Source organism: Mycobacterium sp. SMC-15 (genome assembly GCF_045310925.1).
In the GTDB taxonomy this organism is placed as follows: Bacteria; Actinomycetota; Actinomycetes; order Mycobacteriales; family Mycobacteriaceae; genus Mycobacterium.
Genome location: NZ_JBJIAJ010000002.1, coordinates 134,975 through 154,548 on the forward strand (window position 1 = coordinate 134,975; position 19,574 = coordinate 154,548).

11 protein-coding genes are annotated in these 19,574 nt (G+C 68.0%); all 11 read left to right on the forward strand.

Going from position 1 to position 19,574, the window contains the following annotated elements:
• Window positions 1-211 precede the first annotated feature (211 nt).
• The 11 genes from glf (at window position 212) to ACJH71_RS03795 (ending at window position 19,414) form a co-directional block, all read left to right on the forward strand.
• The gene (gene glf / locus ACJH71_RS03745; RefSeq protein ID WP_406756910.1) at window positions 212-1,414 is read left to right on the forward strand and encodes a UDP-galactopyranose mutase; all 1,203 of its coding nucleotides are present in this window, start codon (window positions 212-214) and stop codon (window positions 1,412-1,414) included.
• Window positions 1,411-3,306 carry a glycosyltransferase gene (locus tag ACJH71_RS03750; protein WP_406756705.1) on the forward strand — a complete coding sequence of 632 codons (1,896 nt, stop codon included), beginning with the start codon at window positions 1,411-1,413 and terminating at the stop codon, window positions 3,304-3,306. Before glf ends, ACJH71_RS03750 begins: the two co-directional genes overlap by 4 nt.
• Entirely contained in the window at window positions 3,303-3,875 is a 573-nt protein-coding gene (locus tag ACJH71_RS03755) for a phosphatase PAP2 family protein (protein WP_406756706.1), read from the forward strand. Before ACJH71_RS03750 ends, ACJH71_RS03755 begins: the two co-directional genes overlap by 4 nt.
• Complete coding sequence (locus tag ACJH71_RS03760; RefSeq protein WP_406756707.1) at window positions 3,872-4,795, forward strand: decaprenyl-phosphate phosphoribosyltransferase; 924 nt, start codon at window positions 3,872-3,874, stop codon at window positions 4,793-4,795. The genes ACJH71_RS03755 and ACJH71_RS03760 overlap by 4 nt, the downstream gene beginning before the upstream one ends.
• Entirely contained in the window at window positions 4,773-6,797 is a 2,025-nt protein-coding gene (zomB, locus tag ACJH71_RS03765) for a flagellar motor control protein ZomB (protein ID WP_406756708.1), read from the forward strand. Before ACJH71_RS03760 ends, zomB begins: the two co-directional genes overlap by 23 nt.
• Window positions 6,798-7,082: 285 nt before the next feature.
• Entirely contained in the window at window positions 7,083-8,078 is a 996-nt protein-coding gene (locus tag ACJH71_RS03770; RefSeq protein ID WP_406756709.1) for an esterase family protein, read from the forward strand.
• Between the two features lie 170 nt (window positions 8,079-8,248).
• Entirely contained in the window at window positions 8,249-9,142 is an 894-nt protein-coding gene (locus ACJH71_RS03775) for an esterase family protein (RefSeq protein ID WP_406756710.1), read from the forward strand.
• 209 nt (window positions 9,143-9,351) lie between these two features.
• Window positions 9,352-10,308 (forward strand): cutinase family protein, encoded by a 957-nt coding sequence (locus ACJH71_RS03780; RefSeq protein ID WP_406756911.1) that lies wholly within the window; start codon window positions 9,352-9,354, stop codon window positions 10,306-10,308.
• A 278-nt stretch (window positions 10,309-10,586) separates the two neighbouring features.
• On the forward strand, window positions 10,587-12,497 hold the full coding sequence (gene fadD32, locus ACJH71_RS03785) for a long-chain-fatty-acid--AMP ligase FadD32 (RefSeq protein WP_406756711.1): 1,911 nt from the start codon (window positions 10,587-10,589) through the stop codon (window positions 12,495-12,497).
• 24 nt (window positions 12,498-12,521) lie between these two features.
• Window positions 12,522-17,864, forward strand: a complete 5,343-nt coding sequence (pks13, locus tag ACJH71_RS03790) for a polyketide synthase Pks13 (protein WP_406756912.1) — start codon at window positions 12,522-12,524, stop codon at window positions 17,862-17,864.
• Window positions 17,861-19,414 (forward strand): acyl-CoA carboxylase subunit beta, encoded by a 1,554-nt coding sequence (locus tag ACJH71_RS03795; RefSeq protein ID WP_406756712.1) that lies wholly within the window; start codon window positions 17,861-17,863, stop codon window positions 19,412-19,414. Before pks13 ends, ACJH71_RS03795 begins: the two co-directional genes overlap by 4 nt.
• Window positions 19,415-19,574 lie beyond the last annotated feature (160 nt).

Sequence of the window (19,574 nt, forward strand, 5' to 3'; positions counted from 1 at the left end):
GTCCTACGTGACCGACGGTACGCGTGTGACTCGTGTGAAAAGAGTGACGAGATCGAATCGTGAGGGAACTGCTATCAACCCTTCTCCGGCGTCCGGCGGCGGCCTCGGCGCCTCCGGATTGCCGAGCCGCCGGTAATCGGCGGGCGATAGTCAAGGTGCAAGCGGGGGCGGCGGGGCGCCGACGATGCGCGCGGGCGCTGGTCGGCTACCCTTGGCGCCGATGACCGCTCGTTTTGACCTCTTTGTCGTGGGTTCCGGATTCTTCGGCCTGACCATCGCCGAGCGCGCAGCCACGCAGCTCGGCAAGCGCGTTCTCGTCGTCGAGAAGCGCCCGCACATCGGCGGCAACGCCTACTCCGAAGCCGAACCGCAGACCGGTATCGAGGTCCACAAGTACGGCGCGCACCTGTTCCATACCTCTAATAAGAGGGTCTGGGACTACGTGCGGCAGTTCACCGAGTTCACCGGCTACCAGCACCGGGTATTCGCCATGCACGACGGTCAGGCCTACCAGTTCCCGATGGGCCTGGGCCTGGTGTCGCAGTTCTTCGGCCGCTATTTCAGCCCTGATGAAGCTCGGGCGCTGATCGCCGAACAGGCCGCCGAGATCGACACCGCCGACGCGCAGAACCTCGAGGAGAAGGCGATCAGCCTGATCGGCCGCCCGCTGTATGAGGCGTTCGTCAAGGACTACACCGCCAAGCAGTGGCAGACCGACCCCAAGGAACTCCCGGCGGCCAACATCACCCGGCTGCCCGTGCGTTACACCTTCGACAACCGCTACTTCAACGACACCTACGAGGGCCTGCCGGTCGACGGCTACACCGCGTGGCTGGAGAACATGGCGGCCGACGAGCGCATCGAGGTCCGGCTCGACACCGACTGGTTCGACGTCCGCGACGAACTCCGGGCAGCCAACCCGGACGCCCCGGTGGTCTACACCGGACCGCTGGACCGCTACTTCGACTACGCCGAAGGCAAGCTGGGCTGGCGCACCCTGGACTTCGAGCTCGAAGTGCTCAACACCGGCGATTTCCAGGGCACGCCGGTGATGAACTACAACGACGGCGACGTGCCGTTCACCCGCATCCACGAGTTCCGGCACTTCCACCCGGAGCGGGAGTACCCGGCCGACAAGACGGTGATCATGCGCGAGTACTCGCGGTTCGCCGATGACGCCGACGAGCCCTACTACCCGATCAACACCGAGGCGGACCGGGCGGTCCTGACGTCCTACCGGGCGCGGGCCAAGGCCGAAATGGACACCGCGAAGGTGCTCTTCGGTGGGCGGCTGGGCACCTACCAATATCTGGACATGCACATGGCCATCGCCAGTGCGTTGAACATGTACGACAACATCCTGGCGCCGCACCTGTCCGAAGGGGTGCCGTTGGGGGAGGGCAGTAAGGCATGACCGACAGTTCGCGCGCGGTGAGCCGGCTTTCGCGGATCATCCTGCCTCGCCAGGGCGAGCCGCTGGATGTGCGCAAGCTCTACATCGAGGAATCCGAGACCAACAGCCGACGGGCACACCCGCTCACCCGCACCAGCCTGGAGATCGGCGAGGAGTCCGAAGTCTCGTTCGCCACGTACTTCAACGCCTTCCCGGCGTCCTACTGGCGTCGCTGGTCGATCGTCGAATCGGTGGTGCTGCAGCTGGAGCTGACCGGGGCAGGGCGCGTCGATGTCTACCGCTCCAAAGCGACCGGTGCGCGTATCGCCGTGGACGGCAAGCCTTTCGGGTCAGTCGAAAACAGCGACACCCCGACGGTGGTGGAATTCGAGATTGGTCTGCAGCCGTTCGAGGACGGTGGCTGGATCTGGTTCGACATCACCACCGATACCGCGGTCACGCTGGACCGCGGTGGTTGGTACGCCCCGATCGAGGCGCCCAGCCGGGCCGACATCGCCATCGGCATCCCGACCTTCAACCGGCCCGACGACTGCGTCAACGCGCTGCTCGCACTGACCTCCGACCCCGACGTCGACGAGGTGATCAGCGCGGTCATCGTGCCCGACCAGGGCACCCGCAAGGTTCGCGACCACCCCGGCTTCGCCGCGGCCGCCGCCGGTCTGGGAGACCGGCTGTCGATACACAACCAGCCCAACCTCGGCGGGTCCGGTGGCTACAGCCGGGTCATGTACGAGGCGCTGAAGAACACCGGCTGCGAACAGATCCTGTTCATGGACGACGATATCCGCATCGAGCCGGACTCGATCCTGCGGGCGCTGGCACTGAACCGGTTCGCCAAAACGCCCACCCTGATCGGCGGGCACATGCTCAACCTGCAGGAGCCCTCGCACCTGCACATCATGGGCGAGGTCGTCGACTCGGGCGTCTTCATGTGGACCAACGCCCCGCACACCGAGTACGACCACAACTTCGCCACCGACTCGCTGGCGGAGTCTCCGGATCTGCACCGGCGCATCGACGTCGACTTCAACGGCTGGTGGATGTGCATGATCCCGCGCACCGTTGCCGAAGAGATCGGCCAGCCGATCCCGTCGTTCATCAAGTGGGACGATGCCGAGTACGGGATCCGGGCCGGCGAGCACGGCTACCCGACCGTCACGCTGCCCGGTGCGGCGATCTGGCACATGGCCTGGAGCGACAAAGACGACGCGATCGACTGGCAGGCCTACTTCCACCTGCGCAACCGATTGATGGTGGCGGCCCTGCATTGGGACGGCAAGATCTCCGGGCTGATCCGCAGCCACCTCAAGGCCACCCTGAAACACCTTGCCTGCCTGGAGTACTCGACGGTCGCCGTGCAGAACAAGGCGCTGGACGACTTCATGGCCGGCCCCGAGCACATCTTCTCGATCCTGGAGTCGGCACTGCCCGACATCCACGCGCTGCGCAAGACCTATCCCGACGCGGTGGTGCTGCCGGCGGCCAGCGAGCTGCCGACTCCGTCCCGGCGCAGTCGGGCAATGCGCCCGCCGGTGCAGCCGCTGTCGATCGGCTACCGCCTGGCCCGCGGCATTCTGCACAACCTCAAGGCCACCGAGCCGGAGCACCATCGCCGACCGCAGCTCAACGTGCCCACGCAGGATGCTCGCTGGTTCCTGCTGTGCACCCAGGACGGCGTCACCGTCACCACCGCCGACGGGCGCGGAGTGGTGTACCGGCAACGCGATCGGGAGAAGATGTTCTCGCTGCTGCGCGAATCGCTGCGCCGCCAGTACGAATTGGCGCGCCGGTTCGACAGCCTGCGCCGGGCCTACCGCCGGGCGCTGCCCACGCTGGCGAGCAAACAGCAGTGGGAGACGGTGCTGCTTCCCGACAGTGCCACCTCGTCATGACCGAACTCGGCAGCGCCCCCGACCGCATGGATCTGGCTGATTCGGTGCCCCCGCACGGTGAGGACGCCGTGCTGGTCGCGGTGCAGTCGGCACTGACCGGCCGGTCCGGTGTGCTGCCCGTGGCCCGGGCGATGTCGCACTTCGGTGAGCACAGCCTGGGCTGGCTCGCGGTAGCGGCGCTGGGCGCCCTGGTCCAGCCGCAGCGCCGCCGGAGCTGGCTGCTGGCCGGTGCCGGCACACTGGCCGCGCACGCCGCCGCGGTCGTCATCAAGCGGATCGTGCGCCGCAAACGCCCGCACCACCCGGCGATCGCGATCAATGTCGGCACGCCGAGTGCCTTGAGCTTCCCCTCGGCGCACGCCACCTCCACCGCGGCGGCGGCCATCCTGCTGGGCCGCGCGGCCGGCCTCCGGCGTGGAACCCTGCCGGCGGCGCTGGTGCCGCCGATGGCGCTGTCTCGCCTGGTGCTTGGGGTGCACTATCCCAGTGATGTTGCCGCCGGCGCGCTGATTGGCGCTGCCGTCGCCGCAGCCGCGATCCGCCTGGACAACTCTGGAGACTCGGCATGAGCGCAGAAACGCAAGATCGCACCTCGGAGCTCGGCCCACCGGCCAACCTGCTCGCCGGGGTGATCAAGGCCATCCGGCCCCGCCAGTGGGTGAAGAACGTACTGGTGTTGGCCGCGCCGCTGGCCGCGCTCGGCGGCGGCGTCCACTACGACTACGCCGATCTGGCGCGCAAGTCGCTGATCGCCTTTGTGGTGTTCTCGCTGGCGGCTTCGTCGATCTACCTGGTCAATGACTCTCGCGATGTGGAGGCCGACCGGGCGCACCCCACCAAGCGGTTCCGGCCGATCGCCGCCGGCGTGGTGCCGGTGGGCCTGGCCTACGCCCTGGCGGCGCTGCTGGGGGCCACCTCGCTGGGCATCTCCTGGTGGCTGACGCCGAACCTGGCTCTGGTGATCGGCATCTATCTAGCCATGCAGTTGGCGTACTGCTTCGGGCTCAAACACCAAGCGGTGCTGGACATCTGCGTCGTGTCGTCGGCATATCTGTTGCGGGCGATCGCCGGCGGCGTGGCAGCAAATATCCCGCTCTCGCAGTGGTTCCTGCTGGTGATGGCCTTCGGGTCGCTGTTCATGGTGGCCGGCAAGCGCTATGCCGAGAAGCAGTTGGCCGAACAAACCGGGGCGAAGATCCGCAAGTCGCTGGAGAGCTACACCAGCACCTACTTGCGGTTCGTCTGGACGATGTCGGCCACCGCGATGTTGGTCTGCTACAGCCTGTACGCGTTCGAACGCGACAGCGGTTCGGGGTCGTGGTTCGCGGTGTCGATCATCCCGATCGTCATCGGCGTGCTGCGCTACGCGGTGGACGTCGACGGGGGTATGGCCGGCGAAGCGGAGGACATTCTGCGCCGTGATCGGGTGCTGCAGCTGATGGCGCTGGCCTGGATCGGGACCATCGGTGCTGCCGTCGCCTTCGGCTAGCTCGGCCCGGGGGGCCACGAGCGGCAGAGCGCCGGACCCCCGGGTCCGGCCGCTGGGCTGGCCCGCGGTCTCCTACAGCCCCTCGGTGCGGCTGAGTTCGTGGGCCGGGGTGGCGGTGGTGCTGCTGATGTTCGGCATCGGTGCGTGGCGGCGGCGCTGGATCTCCGACGACGGCCTGATCGTGTTGCGCACCGTGCGCAACCTGCTGGCCGGCAACGGCCCGGTGTTCAACGTCGGGGAACGCGTGGAGGCCAACACCTCCACGGCCTGGACCTACCTGATGTATCTCGGCAGCTGGCTCGGTGGTCCGGTGCGCATGGAGTACGTGGCGCTGGTCTTCGCGCTGGTGCTGAGCCTGGCCGGGGTGGCGATGCTGATGCTGGGCGCCGCGCGGCTCTACGCGCCGGGCCTGCAGGGCCGCCGCGCGCTGCTGTTGCCGGCCGGGGCACTGGTCTACATCGCATTGCCGCCGGCGCGCGACTTCGCGACCTCCGGCCTGGAGGCGGGCCTGGTGCTGGCCTACCTGGGCCTGCTGTGGTGGATGCTGGTCTGTTGGTCGCAGGCGCTGCGGATGCCCCGATCCCGCGCTCGCGGAACCCTTTTCACCGCATGCCTGGCGTTCGTGGCCGGCTGCAGCGTGCTGGTTCGTCCCGAGCTGGCGCTGATCGGCGGCGGTGCGCTGGTCATGCTGTTGATCGTGGCGGCGGACTGGCGGCCGCGCGCGCTGATCCTGGTCGCCGGCGGCGCCCTGCCGGTGGCTTACCAGATCTTCCGGATGGGCTACTACGGCCTGCTGGTGCCGGGAACCGCGCTGGCCAAAGACGCGGCCGGCGACAAGTGGTCGCAGGGAATGATCTATCTGGCCAACTTCAACGCCCCCTACGCGCTGTGGGTGCCCGCGGTGCTGCTGGTGGCGCTCGGCGCGGCGCTGTGGGTGGGCTCCGCCGTCCGCTACCGGCCGCGCCGGCCGGTGCCGCCCGGCGTCGGCCCGTGGGCCCGACTGGTCCAGAGCCCGGGTGCGGTGGTCTGCTTCTTCGTGTTCAGCGGGCTGCTGCAGGCGGCCTACTGGGTGCGCCAGGGCGGCGACTTCATGCACGGGCGCGTCCTGCTGGCACCGCTGTTCTGCATGCTGGCTCCGGTGGCGGTCATTCCGGTGCTGCTGCCCGACGGCGCGCGCTATCGCCGCGAAGCCAGCTTGCCGCTCAGCGGTGCGGTCGGACTGCTGTGGCTGGCGGTGGCCGGCTGGGCGCTGTGGGCGGCCAACTCGCCGGGGATGGGCGATGACGCCACCCGCGTCACGTACTCCGGGATCGTCGACGAGCGTCGGTTCTACTCCCAGGCGACCGGCAATGCTCACCCGCTGACCGCCGCGGACTACCTCGGCTATCCGCGGATGCGCGCGGTGTTGACCACGATCGCCGCGACCCCTGACGGGGCGTTGCTGCTGCCGTCGGGCAACTACGACCAGTGGGATGTGGTGCCGGTCATCTTGCCGGTGCCCCCGGGGATCGGCGTGCCGACCGATCCCGATCCCGGCGGAACCGGCCCCCACACTGTCTTCTTCACCAACATGGGGATGTTGGGCATGAACACCGGCCTCGACGTCCGGCTGCTTGACCAGATCGGGCTGATCAATCCGATCGCGGCGCACACCGAACGGCTGGAGCACGGCCGGATCGGTCACGACAAGGATCTGTTCCGGGACTGGGTGGTGGCCGACGGCCCGTGGGTCAAGTGGTACCCGCTGATTCCGGGGTATCTGGACCAGGACTGGATCGCCCAGGCGGAGGCGGCCATGCGCTGCCCTGACACCGCGGCGGTGCTGGGCTCGGTGCGTGCGCCGATGGGCCCGCGCCGGTTCTTGTCCAACGTGTTGCACTCGCCGGGTTTCACCCGCTACCGGATCGAACGGGTCCCGCGCGACGAACTGATCCGCTGTGGGCTGGCCGTCCCCGAACCGACGCGTCCCCCCTACACCGGGATGTCGCCAGACGTCCCCTGACTGCCTGGCGCCGGTCCCAGCCGAAAATTGTGACGGACGTCATTGTCCGGACCCGGCAGCTACCCGCCTTGCCGGGTCTACCGGCTGGAATGCCTGCCTGAGCGCAGCGGGCCGACTGTCACAAAATTCGGTTGCGGGCCCGGTCGCGGGCCCGGTGGCGGAACCCGGGGATCTCGATGGCGGGCGATTTGTGGTTGACTACACCGGCACTGTTGCGTTGGTACGCACAGATCGGGTCCGAGTCGGGCCACGCTATGAGCTAAGTACGGCAACGAACGAATGAGGATGCCAAGAATGAAGCTGCTTGACAGGTTGAAGGTCGCCGCCACCGGCGCGGCCGTGCTGGCGGGACTGGTCGGTGTCGTCGGCGGGACCCCGGAGGCGAACGCTTTCTCTCGGCCGGGTCTGCCGGTGGAGTACCTGCAGGTGCCTTCGGCCGGTATGGGTCGTGACATCAAGGTCCAGTTCCAGAGCGGCGGTTCGGACTCCCCGGGCCTGTACCTGCTCGACGGCATGCGGGCCCAGGACGACTTCAACGGCTGGGACATCAACACCCCGGCGTTCGAGTGGTACCTGAACTCGGGCATCTCGGTGATCATGCCGGTCGGCGGCCAGTCCAGCTTCTACAGCGACTGGTACAAGCCGGCTTGCGGCAAGGCGGGCTGCTCCACCTACAAGTGGGAGACCTTCCTCACCAGCGAGCTGCCGGCCTACCTGGCCTCGGAGTACGGCGTGAGCCAGAGCCGCAACGCTGCGGTCGGCCTGTCGATGGCCGGTTCGTCGGCGCTGACGCTGGCGATCTACCACCCGAACCAGTTCACCTACGCGGGCTCGCTGTCGGGTTACCTGAACCCGTCCACCGGTAAGGGCTGGATCGGCCTGTCGATGGGTGACGCCGGCGGCTACAAGAAGAACGACATGTGGGGCGACGACAACGACCCGGCATGGTTGCGCAACGACCCGACGGTCAACGTCGACAAGCTGGTGGCCAACAACACCCGCCTGTGGGTCTTCTGCGGTAACGGCAAGGCCAACGAGCTGGGCGGCGACAACATCCCGGCCGTGTTCCTCGAGCAGAACTTCATGATCGGTGCGAACAAGAAGTTCCAGGAGCTCTACACCGCGGCCGGTGGCAACAACGCGATCTTCAACTTCCCGGAGTACGGCACGCACAGCTGGGAGTACTGGGGCCAGCAGCTGCAGGCCATGAAGCCGGACCTGCAGAGCCACCTGGGCGCCACGCCCGGCGGCGGCGCGAGCAGCAGTAGCTCGGGCGAGTAGTCCAGAACGCTAAAGATGTACCGCCGACGGCGGCGACCCTGACGGGTCGTCGCCGTCGGTCGTTTCCTGCCCTGCCCGCGAGTGCCGTGTGATTGACTACCTCCCGGGGTCAGGGCGCGCGACCAGCGGGTGGAATCATCTGAGAATCTGTGCCGACGAGCGAGGTGGAAATGAGCGGACTGTCGAAGTTGCTGCGGGCGCTATGCGTTGCCGTGCTGATGCTGGGCTTGTGGGGTGGGGGCACCATCGTCAGCTCCACCGCGCACGCCGCACAGTTCGAGAACCTGATGGTCCCGTCGCCTTCGATGGGCCGCGACATCCCGGTGGCGTTCCTCAACCAGGGACCGCACGCGGTGTACCTGCTCGACGCGTTCGATGCCCACCCCGACGTGAGCAACTGGGTCACCGCGGGCAACGCGATGAGCACCCTGGCCGGCAAGGGTGTCTCGGTGGTCGCCCCGGCCGGCGGCGCCTACAGCATGTACACCAACTGGGAGCAGGACGGCAGCAAGCAGTGGGACACCTTCCTGTCCACCGAGCTGCCGGACTGGCTGGCGGCCAACCGGGGTCTGGCTCCGGGCGGGCACGCCGTGGTCGGTGCGTCCCAGGGCGGCTACGGGGCACTGGCGTTGGCCACCTTCCACCCCGACCGGTTCGGCTTCGCCGGCTCGATGTCGGGCTTCCTGGGGCCGGCCAACACCACCGAGGGCGGTGTCATCGCCGCCGGCCTGCAGAACTTCGGCGGGGTGGACCCGTACGGCATGTGGGGCGCGCCCCAGCTGGGCCGGTGGAAGTGGCACGACCCGACCGTGCACGCCACGTTGCTGGCGCAGAACAACACCCGGGTCTGGATCTACGCCCCGCTGGGCGGCGCCTCCAACCCGGCCGCGATGATCGGCGACCCGTCGCAGGCGGCCGGCAGCGGCCGGTACTTCAACTCGCAGTACCGCCAGGTGCGCGGCAAGAACGGCCACTTCGACTTCTCGGCTGGTGACAACGGCTGGGGATCGTGGGCGTCGCAGCTGGGCGCCATGGCCGGCGACATCGTCGGCGCGATCCGCTAACGTGCGTTGACTCTGCGTCCAGGGCGGGAAAGTTCGAGTAAGCGCCGCCCTGGACGCAGAGTCAATGTGTGCCGTCGCCGATCTGTACCGTGAAAGGCGATATGGCCAAGAAGAAGACATCCAGCTCCCCGCGAAAATCCCCCCGGAAGTCGCCGCGCAAGTCGTCAGCCAACCGGCGCCGCGTCCTCGCCTGGATCGCCGCCGGCGCGATGGCCTTGGTGGTGGCCCTGGTGATCGTGGCAGTGGTGATCTGGATCCGCCGGCCGGCCACACCGCCGATCGCGGAGCAGCCGAGCGCCGGCGTCTCGCCGACCAGCTCGGTGCCGTCGCGGCCCCGCAAGCCCCGCCCGGCCTATCAGGACGCCAGCTGCCCCGACGTGCAGCTGGTGTCGGTGCCCGGCACCTGGGAGACCTCGCCGACGGACAACCCGCTCGACCCCACCCAGTTCCCGATCGCGCTTCTGCTCACCGTCACCCGCCCGATCGCCCAGCAGTTCGACGCCGCCCGTGTGCAGACCTACACGGTTCCCTACACCGCGCAGTTCCATAACCCGCTGTCGGCCGACAAGCAGATGAGCTACAACGACAGCCGAGCCGAAGGCACCCGCGCCACCGTCAAGGCGCTGACCGAGATGAACGACCGGTGCCCTCTGACCAGCTACGTGCTGATCGGCTTTTCGCAGGGCGCGGTGATCGCCGGCGATGTCGCCAGCGACATCGGCAATGGGCGCGGCCCGGTCGACGAGGACCTGGTGCTGGGCGTCACGCTGATCGCTGACGGCCGCCGCCAGACCGGCGTGGGTGTAGACGTCCCGCCGTCTCCGCCCGGTCAGGGCGCCGAGGTGACCCTGCACGAGCTGCCGATCCTGTCCGGGATGGGGCTGACTATGACCGGCGCGCGCGAGGGCGGTTTCGGCGACCTCGATAAGCGCACCAACGAGATCTGCGCGGTCGGTGACTTGGTCTGCGCGGCCCCGCAGGAGGCGTTCAGCGTCGGCAAGCTGCCGGCGACGCTGTCAACGCTGGCCGGCGGTGCTGCTCAGCCGGTGCACGCGCTGTACGGCACCACCGACGTCTGGAGCCAGGACGGCATGTCCGCAACCCAGTGGACGCTGAACTGGGCGCGTGAACTCATCGACAACGCGCCACGTCCGCCGCACGGCTGAGGCTCGACGAAGGAGAGGCGAAGCTGGTACCGCCTCGTGACCCGGAGACCGGCGTCACACGCGGTACCGTTTGATTTGGCATGGGCCGCACCGACCTCTAACATTAAGAGCAATTTAAGAGCGGCGCGGTCCATGGCCGCAGGGCAGCAGCGCGTCGTCGGGTGGCGGCAAACCATTACCATCTGTGAGGTTCCGGGCCCGCGCGATGTAACGCACCGGCGTAACCAGACACGCCCGGCAGCTGACTGAGAACGTATGTTCGCGACAGGAGATTTTGCATGGCCCCGGCAACACAGGCCAGTTACCACAACCCGTTCGTCAAGGACGGCAAGATCCGGTTCCCGGACAACGCCAACCTGGTGCGGACCGTCGAGCGCTGGGCTGCGCTGCGCGGCGACAAGATCGCGTACCGATTCCTGGACTTCTCCACCGAGCGTGACGGTATCGAGCGCGACCTCTCCTGGTCGGAGTTCGGCGCGCGGAACCGGGCGATCGGTGCCCGGCTGCAGCAGGTCACCAAGCCCGGTGACCGGGTGGCGATCCTGTGCGGGCAGAACCTGGACTACCTGGTGTCCTTCTTCGGCATCATGTACGCCGGTCGCATCGCCGTGCCGCTGTTCGACCCGGGCGAGCCGGGTCACGTGGGCCGGCTGCACGCGGTGCTCGACGACTGCACCCCGTCGGCGGTGCTGACCACCAGCGACTCCGCCGAAGGCGTCAATAAGTTCTTCCGCAGCCGCCCGGCCAACGCCCGACCGCGGGTGATCGCGGTCGACGCGCTGCCGCCGGAGGTGGGCTCGACCTGGGTGATGCCCGAGACCGACCGGAGCGACGTCGCCTACCTGCAGTACACCTCCGGCTCCACCCGCACCCCGACCGGGGTGAAGATCAGCCACCTGAACCTGCCCACCAACGTCGTGCAGCTGCTGGACTCACTCAAGGGCCGCGAAGGTGACCGGGGCGTCAGCTGGTTGCCGTTCTTCCACGACATGGGCCTGGTCACCATCCTGCTGTCGTCGGTGATGGGTCAGCAGTTCACCTTTATGAGCCCGGCCGCGTTCGTGCGCAGGCCGGGCCGATGGATCCGTGAGCTGGCCCGCAAGGAGGGGGAGACCGGCGAGGTGTACTCGGCGGCTCCCAACTTCGCCTTCGAGCACGCTGCGGCGCGCGGCCTGCCCAAGGAGGGTGAGCCGCCGCTGGACCTGAGCAACGTCAAGGCGATCCTCAACGGCAGTGAGCCGGTGTCTGCGGCATCGCTGCGCAAGTTCAACGAGGCGTTCGCGCCGTACGGGTTCCGTGAGGAGGCCATCAAGCCGTCCTACGGCCTGGCCGAGGCCACCCTGTTCGTGTCCACGACCCCGATCGGCGAGAAGCCCAAGATCATCTACGTCGACCGCGAAGCGCTCAACAACGCCAACCGCCTGGTCGAGGTACCGGAGGATGCGCCGAACGCCGTCGCGCAGGCCTCAGCCGGACGGATCAGCGTCGACCAGTGGACGATCATCGTCGACTACGAGACCGGTGCCGAGTTGCCCGACGGACAGATCGGCGAGATCTGGCTGCAGGGCAACAACATGGGCGGCGGCTACTGGAACCGTGAAGAAGAGACCGCCGACACGTTCCAGAACGTGCTCAAGACGCGTAACAACCCGTCTCGGGCCGAGGGCTCCGACGAGAACGGCTTCTGGGTGCGCACCGGTGACTACGGCGCCTACTACCAGGACGACCTCTACATCACCGGCCGGGTGAAGGACCTGGTGATCGTGGACGGCCGCAACCACTACCCGCAGGACCTGGAGTACTCCGCGCAGGAGGCCAGCCGGGCGCTGCGGGCCGGCTACGTCGCGGCGTTCTCGGTGCCGGCCAACCAGCTGCCGCAGTCGGCCTTCGACAACCCGCATTCCGGGCTGAAGTTCGACCCCGAGGACAGCTCCGAGCAGTTGGTGATCGTCGCCGAGCGCGCACCGGGCGCCCACAAGCTGGAATACCAGCCCATCGCCGACGACATCCGGGCGGCGATCGCGGTGCGCCACGGCGTGACCGTGCGTGACGTGCTGCTGGTGTCGGCGGGCACCGTGCCGCGCACCTCCAGCGGCAAGATCGGTCGCCGCGCCTGCCGGGCCGCCTACCTCGATGGCAGCCTGCGCGGCGGCACCACCGGCCCGAACGCCTACCCCGACGAGGTCTAACCCCAGATGAGCGAGGCTCCGCAGATGACCGGCGACGGCGACGACGCAATCCTGCGCGGCACCAGCCGCACCGACCTGACCGTCGCCGACATGCGGGCCTGGCTGCGCAACTGGGTGGCCAATGCCACCTCCCAGTCGCCGGAGAAGATCAACGAGACCGCTCCGCTGATCGAACTGGGCCTGTCGTCGCGTGACGCGGTGGCGATGGCGTCGGACATCGAGGACTTCACCGGGGTCACGCTGTCGGCGACGGTGGCGTTCCGGCACCCGACGATCGAGGCGCTGGCCACGGTGATCATTGAGGGTGAGCCGGTGCTGGAGGACGACGCGGCCGGCGAGGACTGGTCGCGCGACGCCGATGTCGCCGACATCGCTGTGGTCGGCCTGGCCACCCGATTCCCGGGCGACATGAACACCCCCGAGGACACCTGGGAAAAGCTGCTGGCGGGGTTCAATGCGATCACCGACCTGCCCGAGGGGCGCTGGTCGGAGTTCATGGAGGAGCCTCGGGTTGCCGAGCGGGTCAAGAAGGCGCGCACCCGCGGTGGCTACCTCTCCGACATCAAAGGCTTCGATGCGGAATTCTTCGCGCTGTCGAAGATGGAGGCCGACAACGTCGACCCGCAGCAGCGGATGGCGCTGGAGTTGACCTGGGAGGCGCTCGAGCACGCCCGGATCCCGGCCTCGAGCCTGCGCGGCGAAGCGGTCGCGGTCTACATGGGCTCGACGAATGGCGACTACCAGAACCTGGCGCTGTCCGACCCGAGCATCACCCACCCGTACGCCATCACCGGCAACTCCAGCTCGATCATCGCCAACCGGGTCAGCTACTTCTACGACTTCCGCGGTCCGTCGGTCACTGTCGACACCGCATGTTCGTCGTCACTGGTCGCCGCGCACGCCGGTGTGCAGGCGCTGCGCAACGGCGAGGCCGACGTGGCGGTCGTCGGCGGCGTCAACGCGCTGGTCACCCCGCTGGTGACGGTCGGATTCGACGAGGTCGGCGGGGTGCTGTCGCCCGACGGCCGGATCAAGTCGTTCTCCTCCGACGCCGACGGCTACTCCCGTGCCGAAGGCGCCGGCGTGCTGATCCTCAAGCGGGTCGACGACGCGCGCCGCGACGGCGACCAGATCCTCGCGGTGATCGCCGGCTCCGCGGTCAACCACGACGGCCGGTCCAACGGCCTGCTGGCGCCCAACCCGGACGCTCAGGCCGCGGTGCTGCGCAAGGCCTACAAGAACGCCGGTATCGACCCGCGCACCGTCGACTACATCGAGGCGCACGGCACCGGCACCATCCTGGGCGACCCGATCGAGGCCGAGGCGCTGGGCCGGGTGGTCGGCCGGGGCCGTGCCGCTGACAAGCCCGCCCTGCTGGGTGCGGTGAAATCCAATGTGGGACACCTGGAATCGGCAGCCGGTGCGGCGAGCCTGGCCAAGGTTGTGCTGGCGTTGCAGCATGACAAGATCCCGCCGTCGATCAACTACGCCGGGCCCAACCCCTACATCGACTTCGCCGGCACCCACCTGAAGGTCGCCGACACCGTCAGCGACTGGCCACGCTACGGCGGCTATGCGGTCGCCGGAGTCTCCGGCTTCGGATTCGGTGGGGCCAACGCGCACCTGGTGGTGCGTGAGGTGTTGCCGCGCGACGTGGTGGAGAAGGAAGCTAAAGAGCCCGAAGCGCCTGTCGCCGAAGAGGTTTCCGAACCCGAGATCGAGCACGAGGCCCCGCGCTTCGACGAGTACGGCGAGTTCATCGCGCCCGAGAGTTCGCACGGCTACGGCGACGAACCCGAGTACGAACTGCCCGGCCTGACTGATGAGGCGTTGCGGCTACGCGACGAAGCGCTGGCCGAGCTGGCGGCGCAAGAGCCTGTGCAACCGCTGATCCCCCTGGCGATCTCGGCATTTCTGACCTCCCGTAAGAAGGCCGCCGCGGCCGAGCTGGCCGACTGGATCGACAGCGAAGAGGGCCGGGCCACCCCGCTGACGTCGATCGGCCGGTCGCTGTCGCGGCGCAACCACGGCCGCTCCCGCGCCGTGGTGCTGGCACACGACCACGACGAGGCCATCGCCGGCCTGCGCGCGGTCGCCGAGGGCAAGCAGAAGCCCAACGTCTACTCCGTCGACGGCCCGGTCACCAACGGGCCGATCTGGGTGATGGCCGGCTTCGGCGCCCAGCACCGCAAGATGGGCAAGAACCTCTACCTGCGCGACCCGATCTTCGCCGAGTGGATCGAAAAGGTCGACGCCCACGTCCAGGACGAGCGCGGCTACTCCGTGCTGGAGCTGATCCTCGACGACTCGCACGACTACGGCATCGAGACGTCCAACATCGCCATCTTCGCCATCCAGATCGCGCTCGGCGAGGTGCTCAAGCACCACGGAGCGCGCCCGACCGCCGTCATCGGCCAGTCACTGGGCGAGCCGGCATCGGCCTACTTCTCCGGTGGTCTGTCGCTGGCCGACGCCACCCGGGTGATCTGCTCGCGCGCACACCTGATGGGTGAGGGCGAAGCGATGCTGTTCGGCGAGTACATCCGGTTCATGGCGCTGGTGGAGTACTCCGCCGAGGAACTCAAGACGGTGTTCGCCGACTTCCCGGGCCTGGAGGTGTGCGTCTACGCCGCCCCGAGCCAGACCGTGATCGGTGGCCCGCCCGAGCAGATCGACGAGATCGTCGCGCGCGCCGAATCCGAGGGCCGCTTCGCCCGCAAGCTGCAGACCAAGGGTGCCGGTCACACCTCGCAGATGGACCCGCTGCTGGGCGAATTCTCCGCGGAGCTGCAGGGCATCGAGCCGCACATCCCGAACATCGGCATCTTCTCCACCGTGCACGAGGGCAGCTACGTCAAGCCCGGCGGCGAGCCGATCCACGATGTGGACTACTGGAAGAAGGGGATGCGGCACAGCGTCTACTTCACCCACGGGGTCCGCAACGCCGTCGACAACGGCTACACCACCTTCCTGGAGCTGGCGCCGAACCCGGTGGCGCTCATGCAGGTGGGATTGACGACGGCCAGCGCCGGGCTCCACGATGCCCAATTGATCGCAACGCTGGCCCGCAAGACCGACGACGTCGACGCCATGATCATCGCGATGGCCCAGCTCTACGTCTACGGCCACGACCTCGACTTCCGCACGCTGTTCCCGCGTGAGGTGCAGGGGCCGATCAGCCCGGCGGAGTTCGCCAACATCCCGCCGACGCGGTTCAGGCGCAAGCCGCACTGGCTCGACGCCCGATTCTCCGGCGATGCCACCGGTGTCATGCCCGGCTCGCACGTAGCGACCCCGGATGGCCGGCACGTCTTCGAGTACGCCGGTCGCGGCGAGACCGACTTGGCTGCCCTGGTGAAAGCCGCTGCCGCAACAGTCATTCCGGATTCGACCCTGGTGGCCTCCGAACAACGGGCGGTACCCGGCGAGGGTTCCCGGCTGGTGACCACGCTGACCCGGCACCCGGGTGGCGCGGCCGTGCAGGTGCACTCGCGCATCGGCGAATCGTTCACGCTGGTCTACGACGCGCTGGTGAGTCGCGGCGGTGCAACCGGAGTCCTGCCGGTGGCAGTCGGCGCCGGGACCGCGGTGCCGGCGGAATCTGTTGCGGCGCCGGTCGAACCGGAGCCGCAGGCCGACGACGCCGCGATTCTGAGCGACAATCTCACCGCGGGAGCCGGGCTGGCGGCCGGCTTCGCCAAGTGGTCACCGGAGAGCGGGGAGACCGTCGCTGAGCGGCTGGGTGCGATCGTCGGCGGCGCGATGGGCTACGAGCCCGAGGATCTGCCGTGGGAGGTGCCGCTGATCGAGCTGGGGCTGGACTCGCTGATGGCGGTGCGGATCAAGAACCGTGTCGAGTACGACTTCGACATGCCGCCGATCCAGCTGACCGCGGTGCGCGACGCGAACCTGTACAACGTCGAGGAGATGATCCGCTACGCGGTCGAGCACCGCGACGAGGTGGAGGCGCTGCACGCCCACCAGCAGACCCAGACGGCCGACGAGATCGCCGCCGAGCAGGCCGCGATGATCGCCGCGGCAAAGGGTGCGGCGAGTGCGGAAGTCGCTCCGGCCGCCGAGCCGGCGCCGGCCGCCGAAGCCGCTGCCGCGCCACCTGCTTCGGACATCCCGATCCCGCCGCCGCCGACCAACCCGGCCGGCCCGGCGGTTCCGCCGCCGCCGACGGACCCCAGCGGCCCGGGCGTCGACGCGAGCGGTGTCAGCACCAAGACGGCTGCCGCGGCCGCCGCCAAGGTGCTCACCCAGGAGGCGGTCACCGAGGCGTTGGGCGCCGACGTGCCACCGCGTGACGCCGCCGAGCGAATCACGTTCGCCACCTGGGCGATTGTCACGGGGAAGTCCCCGGGCGGCATCTTCAACGAACTGCCCGCCGTCGATGACGACACCGTGGCCAAGATGGCCGAGCGGTTGTCCGAGCGTGCCGAGGGCATCATCTCGGTCGACGACGTGAAGTCGGCGACCACCATTGAGGCTCTGGCGACCATCGTCCGTGATCAGCTGGAGGACGGCGTGGTGGACGGATTCGTCCGCACGCTGCGCGCGAAGCCCGAAGGTTCGAACAAGATCCCGCTGTTCGTGTTCCACCCGGCCGGTGGCTCGACCGTCGTCTACGAACCGCTGATGAAGCGATTGCCCGCTGACCTCCCGGTGTACGGGATCGAGCGGGTGGAGGGCTCCATCGAGGAGCGCGCCGCCGAGTACGTGCCCAAACTGCTGGAGCTGCACGACGGGCCGTTCCTGCTGGCGGGGTGGTCGCTGGGCGGGGCGCTGGCCTACGCATGTGCGATCGGGTTGAAGCGGGCCGGCGCCGATGTGCGTTACGTCGGGCTGCTCGACCTGGTGCTGCCCGGTGAGCCGATCGACCAGAGCAAGGAAGGAATGCGCGCGCGCTGGGACCGCTACGCACGGTTTGCCGAGCGCACCTTCAACGTCGAGGTCCCCGAGATCCCCTACGAGGAACTGGAAAAGCTCGACGACGAGGGTCAGGTCCGTTTCGTGCTGGACGTCGTCGCGCAAAGCGGGGTGCAGATCCCGGGCGGCATCATCGAGCACCAGCGCACGTCGTACCTGGACAACCGGGCCCTGGACACCATCGAGATCCAGCCTTACGAGGGGCACGTCACGCTGTACATGGCCGACCGCTACCACGATGACGCCATCGTGTTCGAGCCCGCCTACGCGACCCGCAAGCCGGACGGCGGCTGGGGCGAATACATCTCCGACTTGGAGATCGTGCCGATCGGGGGCGAGCACGTCCAGGTCATCGACGAGCCGTACATTGCCAAAGTGGGCGCCCATATGAGTGAGGCGATCAACCGGATCCAATCCGAAGGTGAGAGCGCGTGACGAACAAGACCACCGCCGAACTGTTGGCCGAGCTCCGCGAAAAGCTGGAGCTGGCATCCGAACCCGGCGGTGAGGCGGCCGTCGCCAAGCGCGCGAAGAAGGGCATCCCCAGTGCCCGCGAGCGCATTCATGCCCTGCTGGACCCGGGCAGCTTCTTGGAGATCGGTGCGCTGTGCAAGACCCCCGGTGACCCGAACGCGCTGTACGGCGACGGCGTGGTCACCGGCCATGGCCGGATCAACGGCCGGCCGGTCGGGGTGTTCAGCCACGACCAGACCGTGTTCCAGGGCTCGGTCGGAGAGATGTTCGGCCGCAAGGTGGCCAAGCTGATGGAGTGGGTGGCCATGGTCGGCTGCCCGATCATCGGCATCAATGACTCCGCGGGCGCGCGGATCCAGGACGCGGTGACGTCGCTGGCCTGGTACGCCGAGCTGGGCCGGCGGCACGAGATGCTGCGCGGCCTGGTGCCGGAGATCTCCATCATCTTGGGCAAATGTGCTGGGGGAGCGGTGTATTCGCCGATCCAGACAGACCTCTTGGTGGCCGTGCGCGATCAGGGCTACATGTTCATCACCGGACCCGACGTGATCAAGGACGTCACCGGCGAGGACGTGAGCTTCGACGAGCTCGGCGGCGCCGACGTCCAGGCGCAGCGCGGCAACATCCACAAGGTGGTCGACGACGAGGCGGCGGCGTTCCAGTACGTGCGCGACTACCTGTCGTTCCTGCCCGCCAACCACTTCGACGACGCGCCCATCGTCAATCCCGGCCTGGAGCCGGAGATCACTCCGCACGACCTGGAGTTGGACGCGATCGTTCCGGACGCCGACAACGTCGCCTACGACATGCACGAGATCCTGCTGCGTATCTTCGACGACGGTGACGTGTTCGAGATCGCCGATCAGCGCGGGCAGGCCATGATCACCGCGTTCGCCCGGGTCGACGGGCACCCGGTCGGGGTGATCGCCAACCAGCCGATGTACATGTCCGGGGCCGTGGACACCGAGGCTTCGGACAAGGCGGCCAGTTTCATCCGTTTCTGCGACTCCTACAACCTCCCACTGGTTTTCGTCGTCGACACCCCCGGCGCCATGCCCGGGGTATCGGAGGAGAAGAACGGAATCATCAAGCGCGGTGGCCGGTTCTTCAATGCCATCGTCGAGGCCGACGTGCCGAAGGTGACCGTGATCATCCGCAAGGCCTACGGCGGCGGCTACGCCGTCATGGGTTCCAAGCAGTTGTCCGCGGATCTGAACTTCGCCTGGCCGACCGCCCGCATCGCGGTGATCGGTGCCGACGGCGCGGCCCAACTGCTGGTGAAACGCTTCCCGGATCCGACCGCGCCCGAGGTGCAGAAGATCAAGCAGGACTTCATCGACGGCTACAACGAGAACATGGCGATCCCGTGGACAGCCGCCGAGCGGGGCTACATCGACGCCGTGATCCAGCCGCACGAGACCCGGTTGTTGCTGCGTAAGTCGCTGCGCCTGCTGCGCGACAAGCAGAACTTCCCCAAGGTGCAGCGCAAGCACGGCTTGCTGCCCATCTAGCCCGTGCTTCTCGTGTGGTGAGCGATGCCGTCCCGCGCCGCCGCTAAGTCCTGACTCAGGATGCGGCAACGTTAGCCGACCCGCGTTCTCAGGGTTCGAAGGGCTTGTTCCTGGTGGGGGTGTTTTTCCGGATTAGTGAACCTGAATTTGACATAACAGA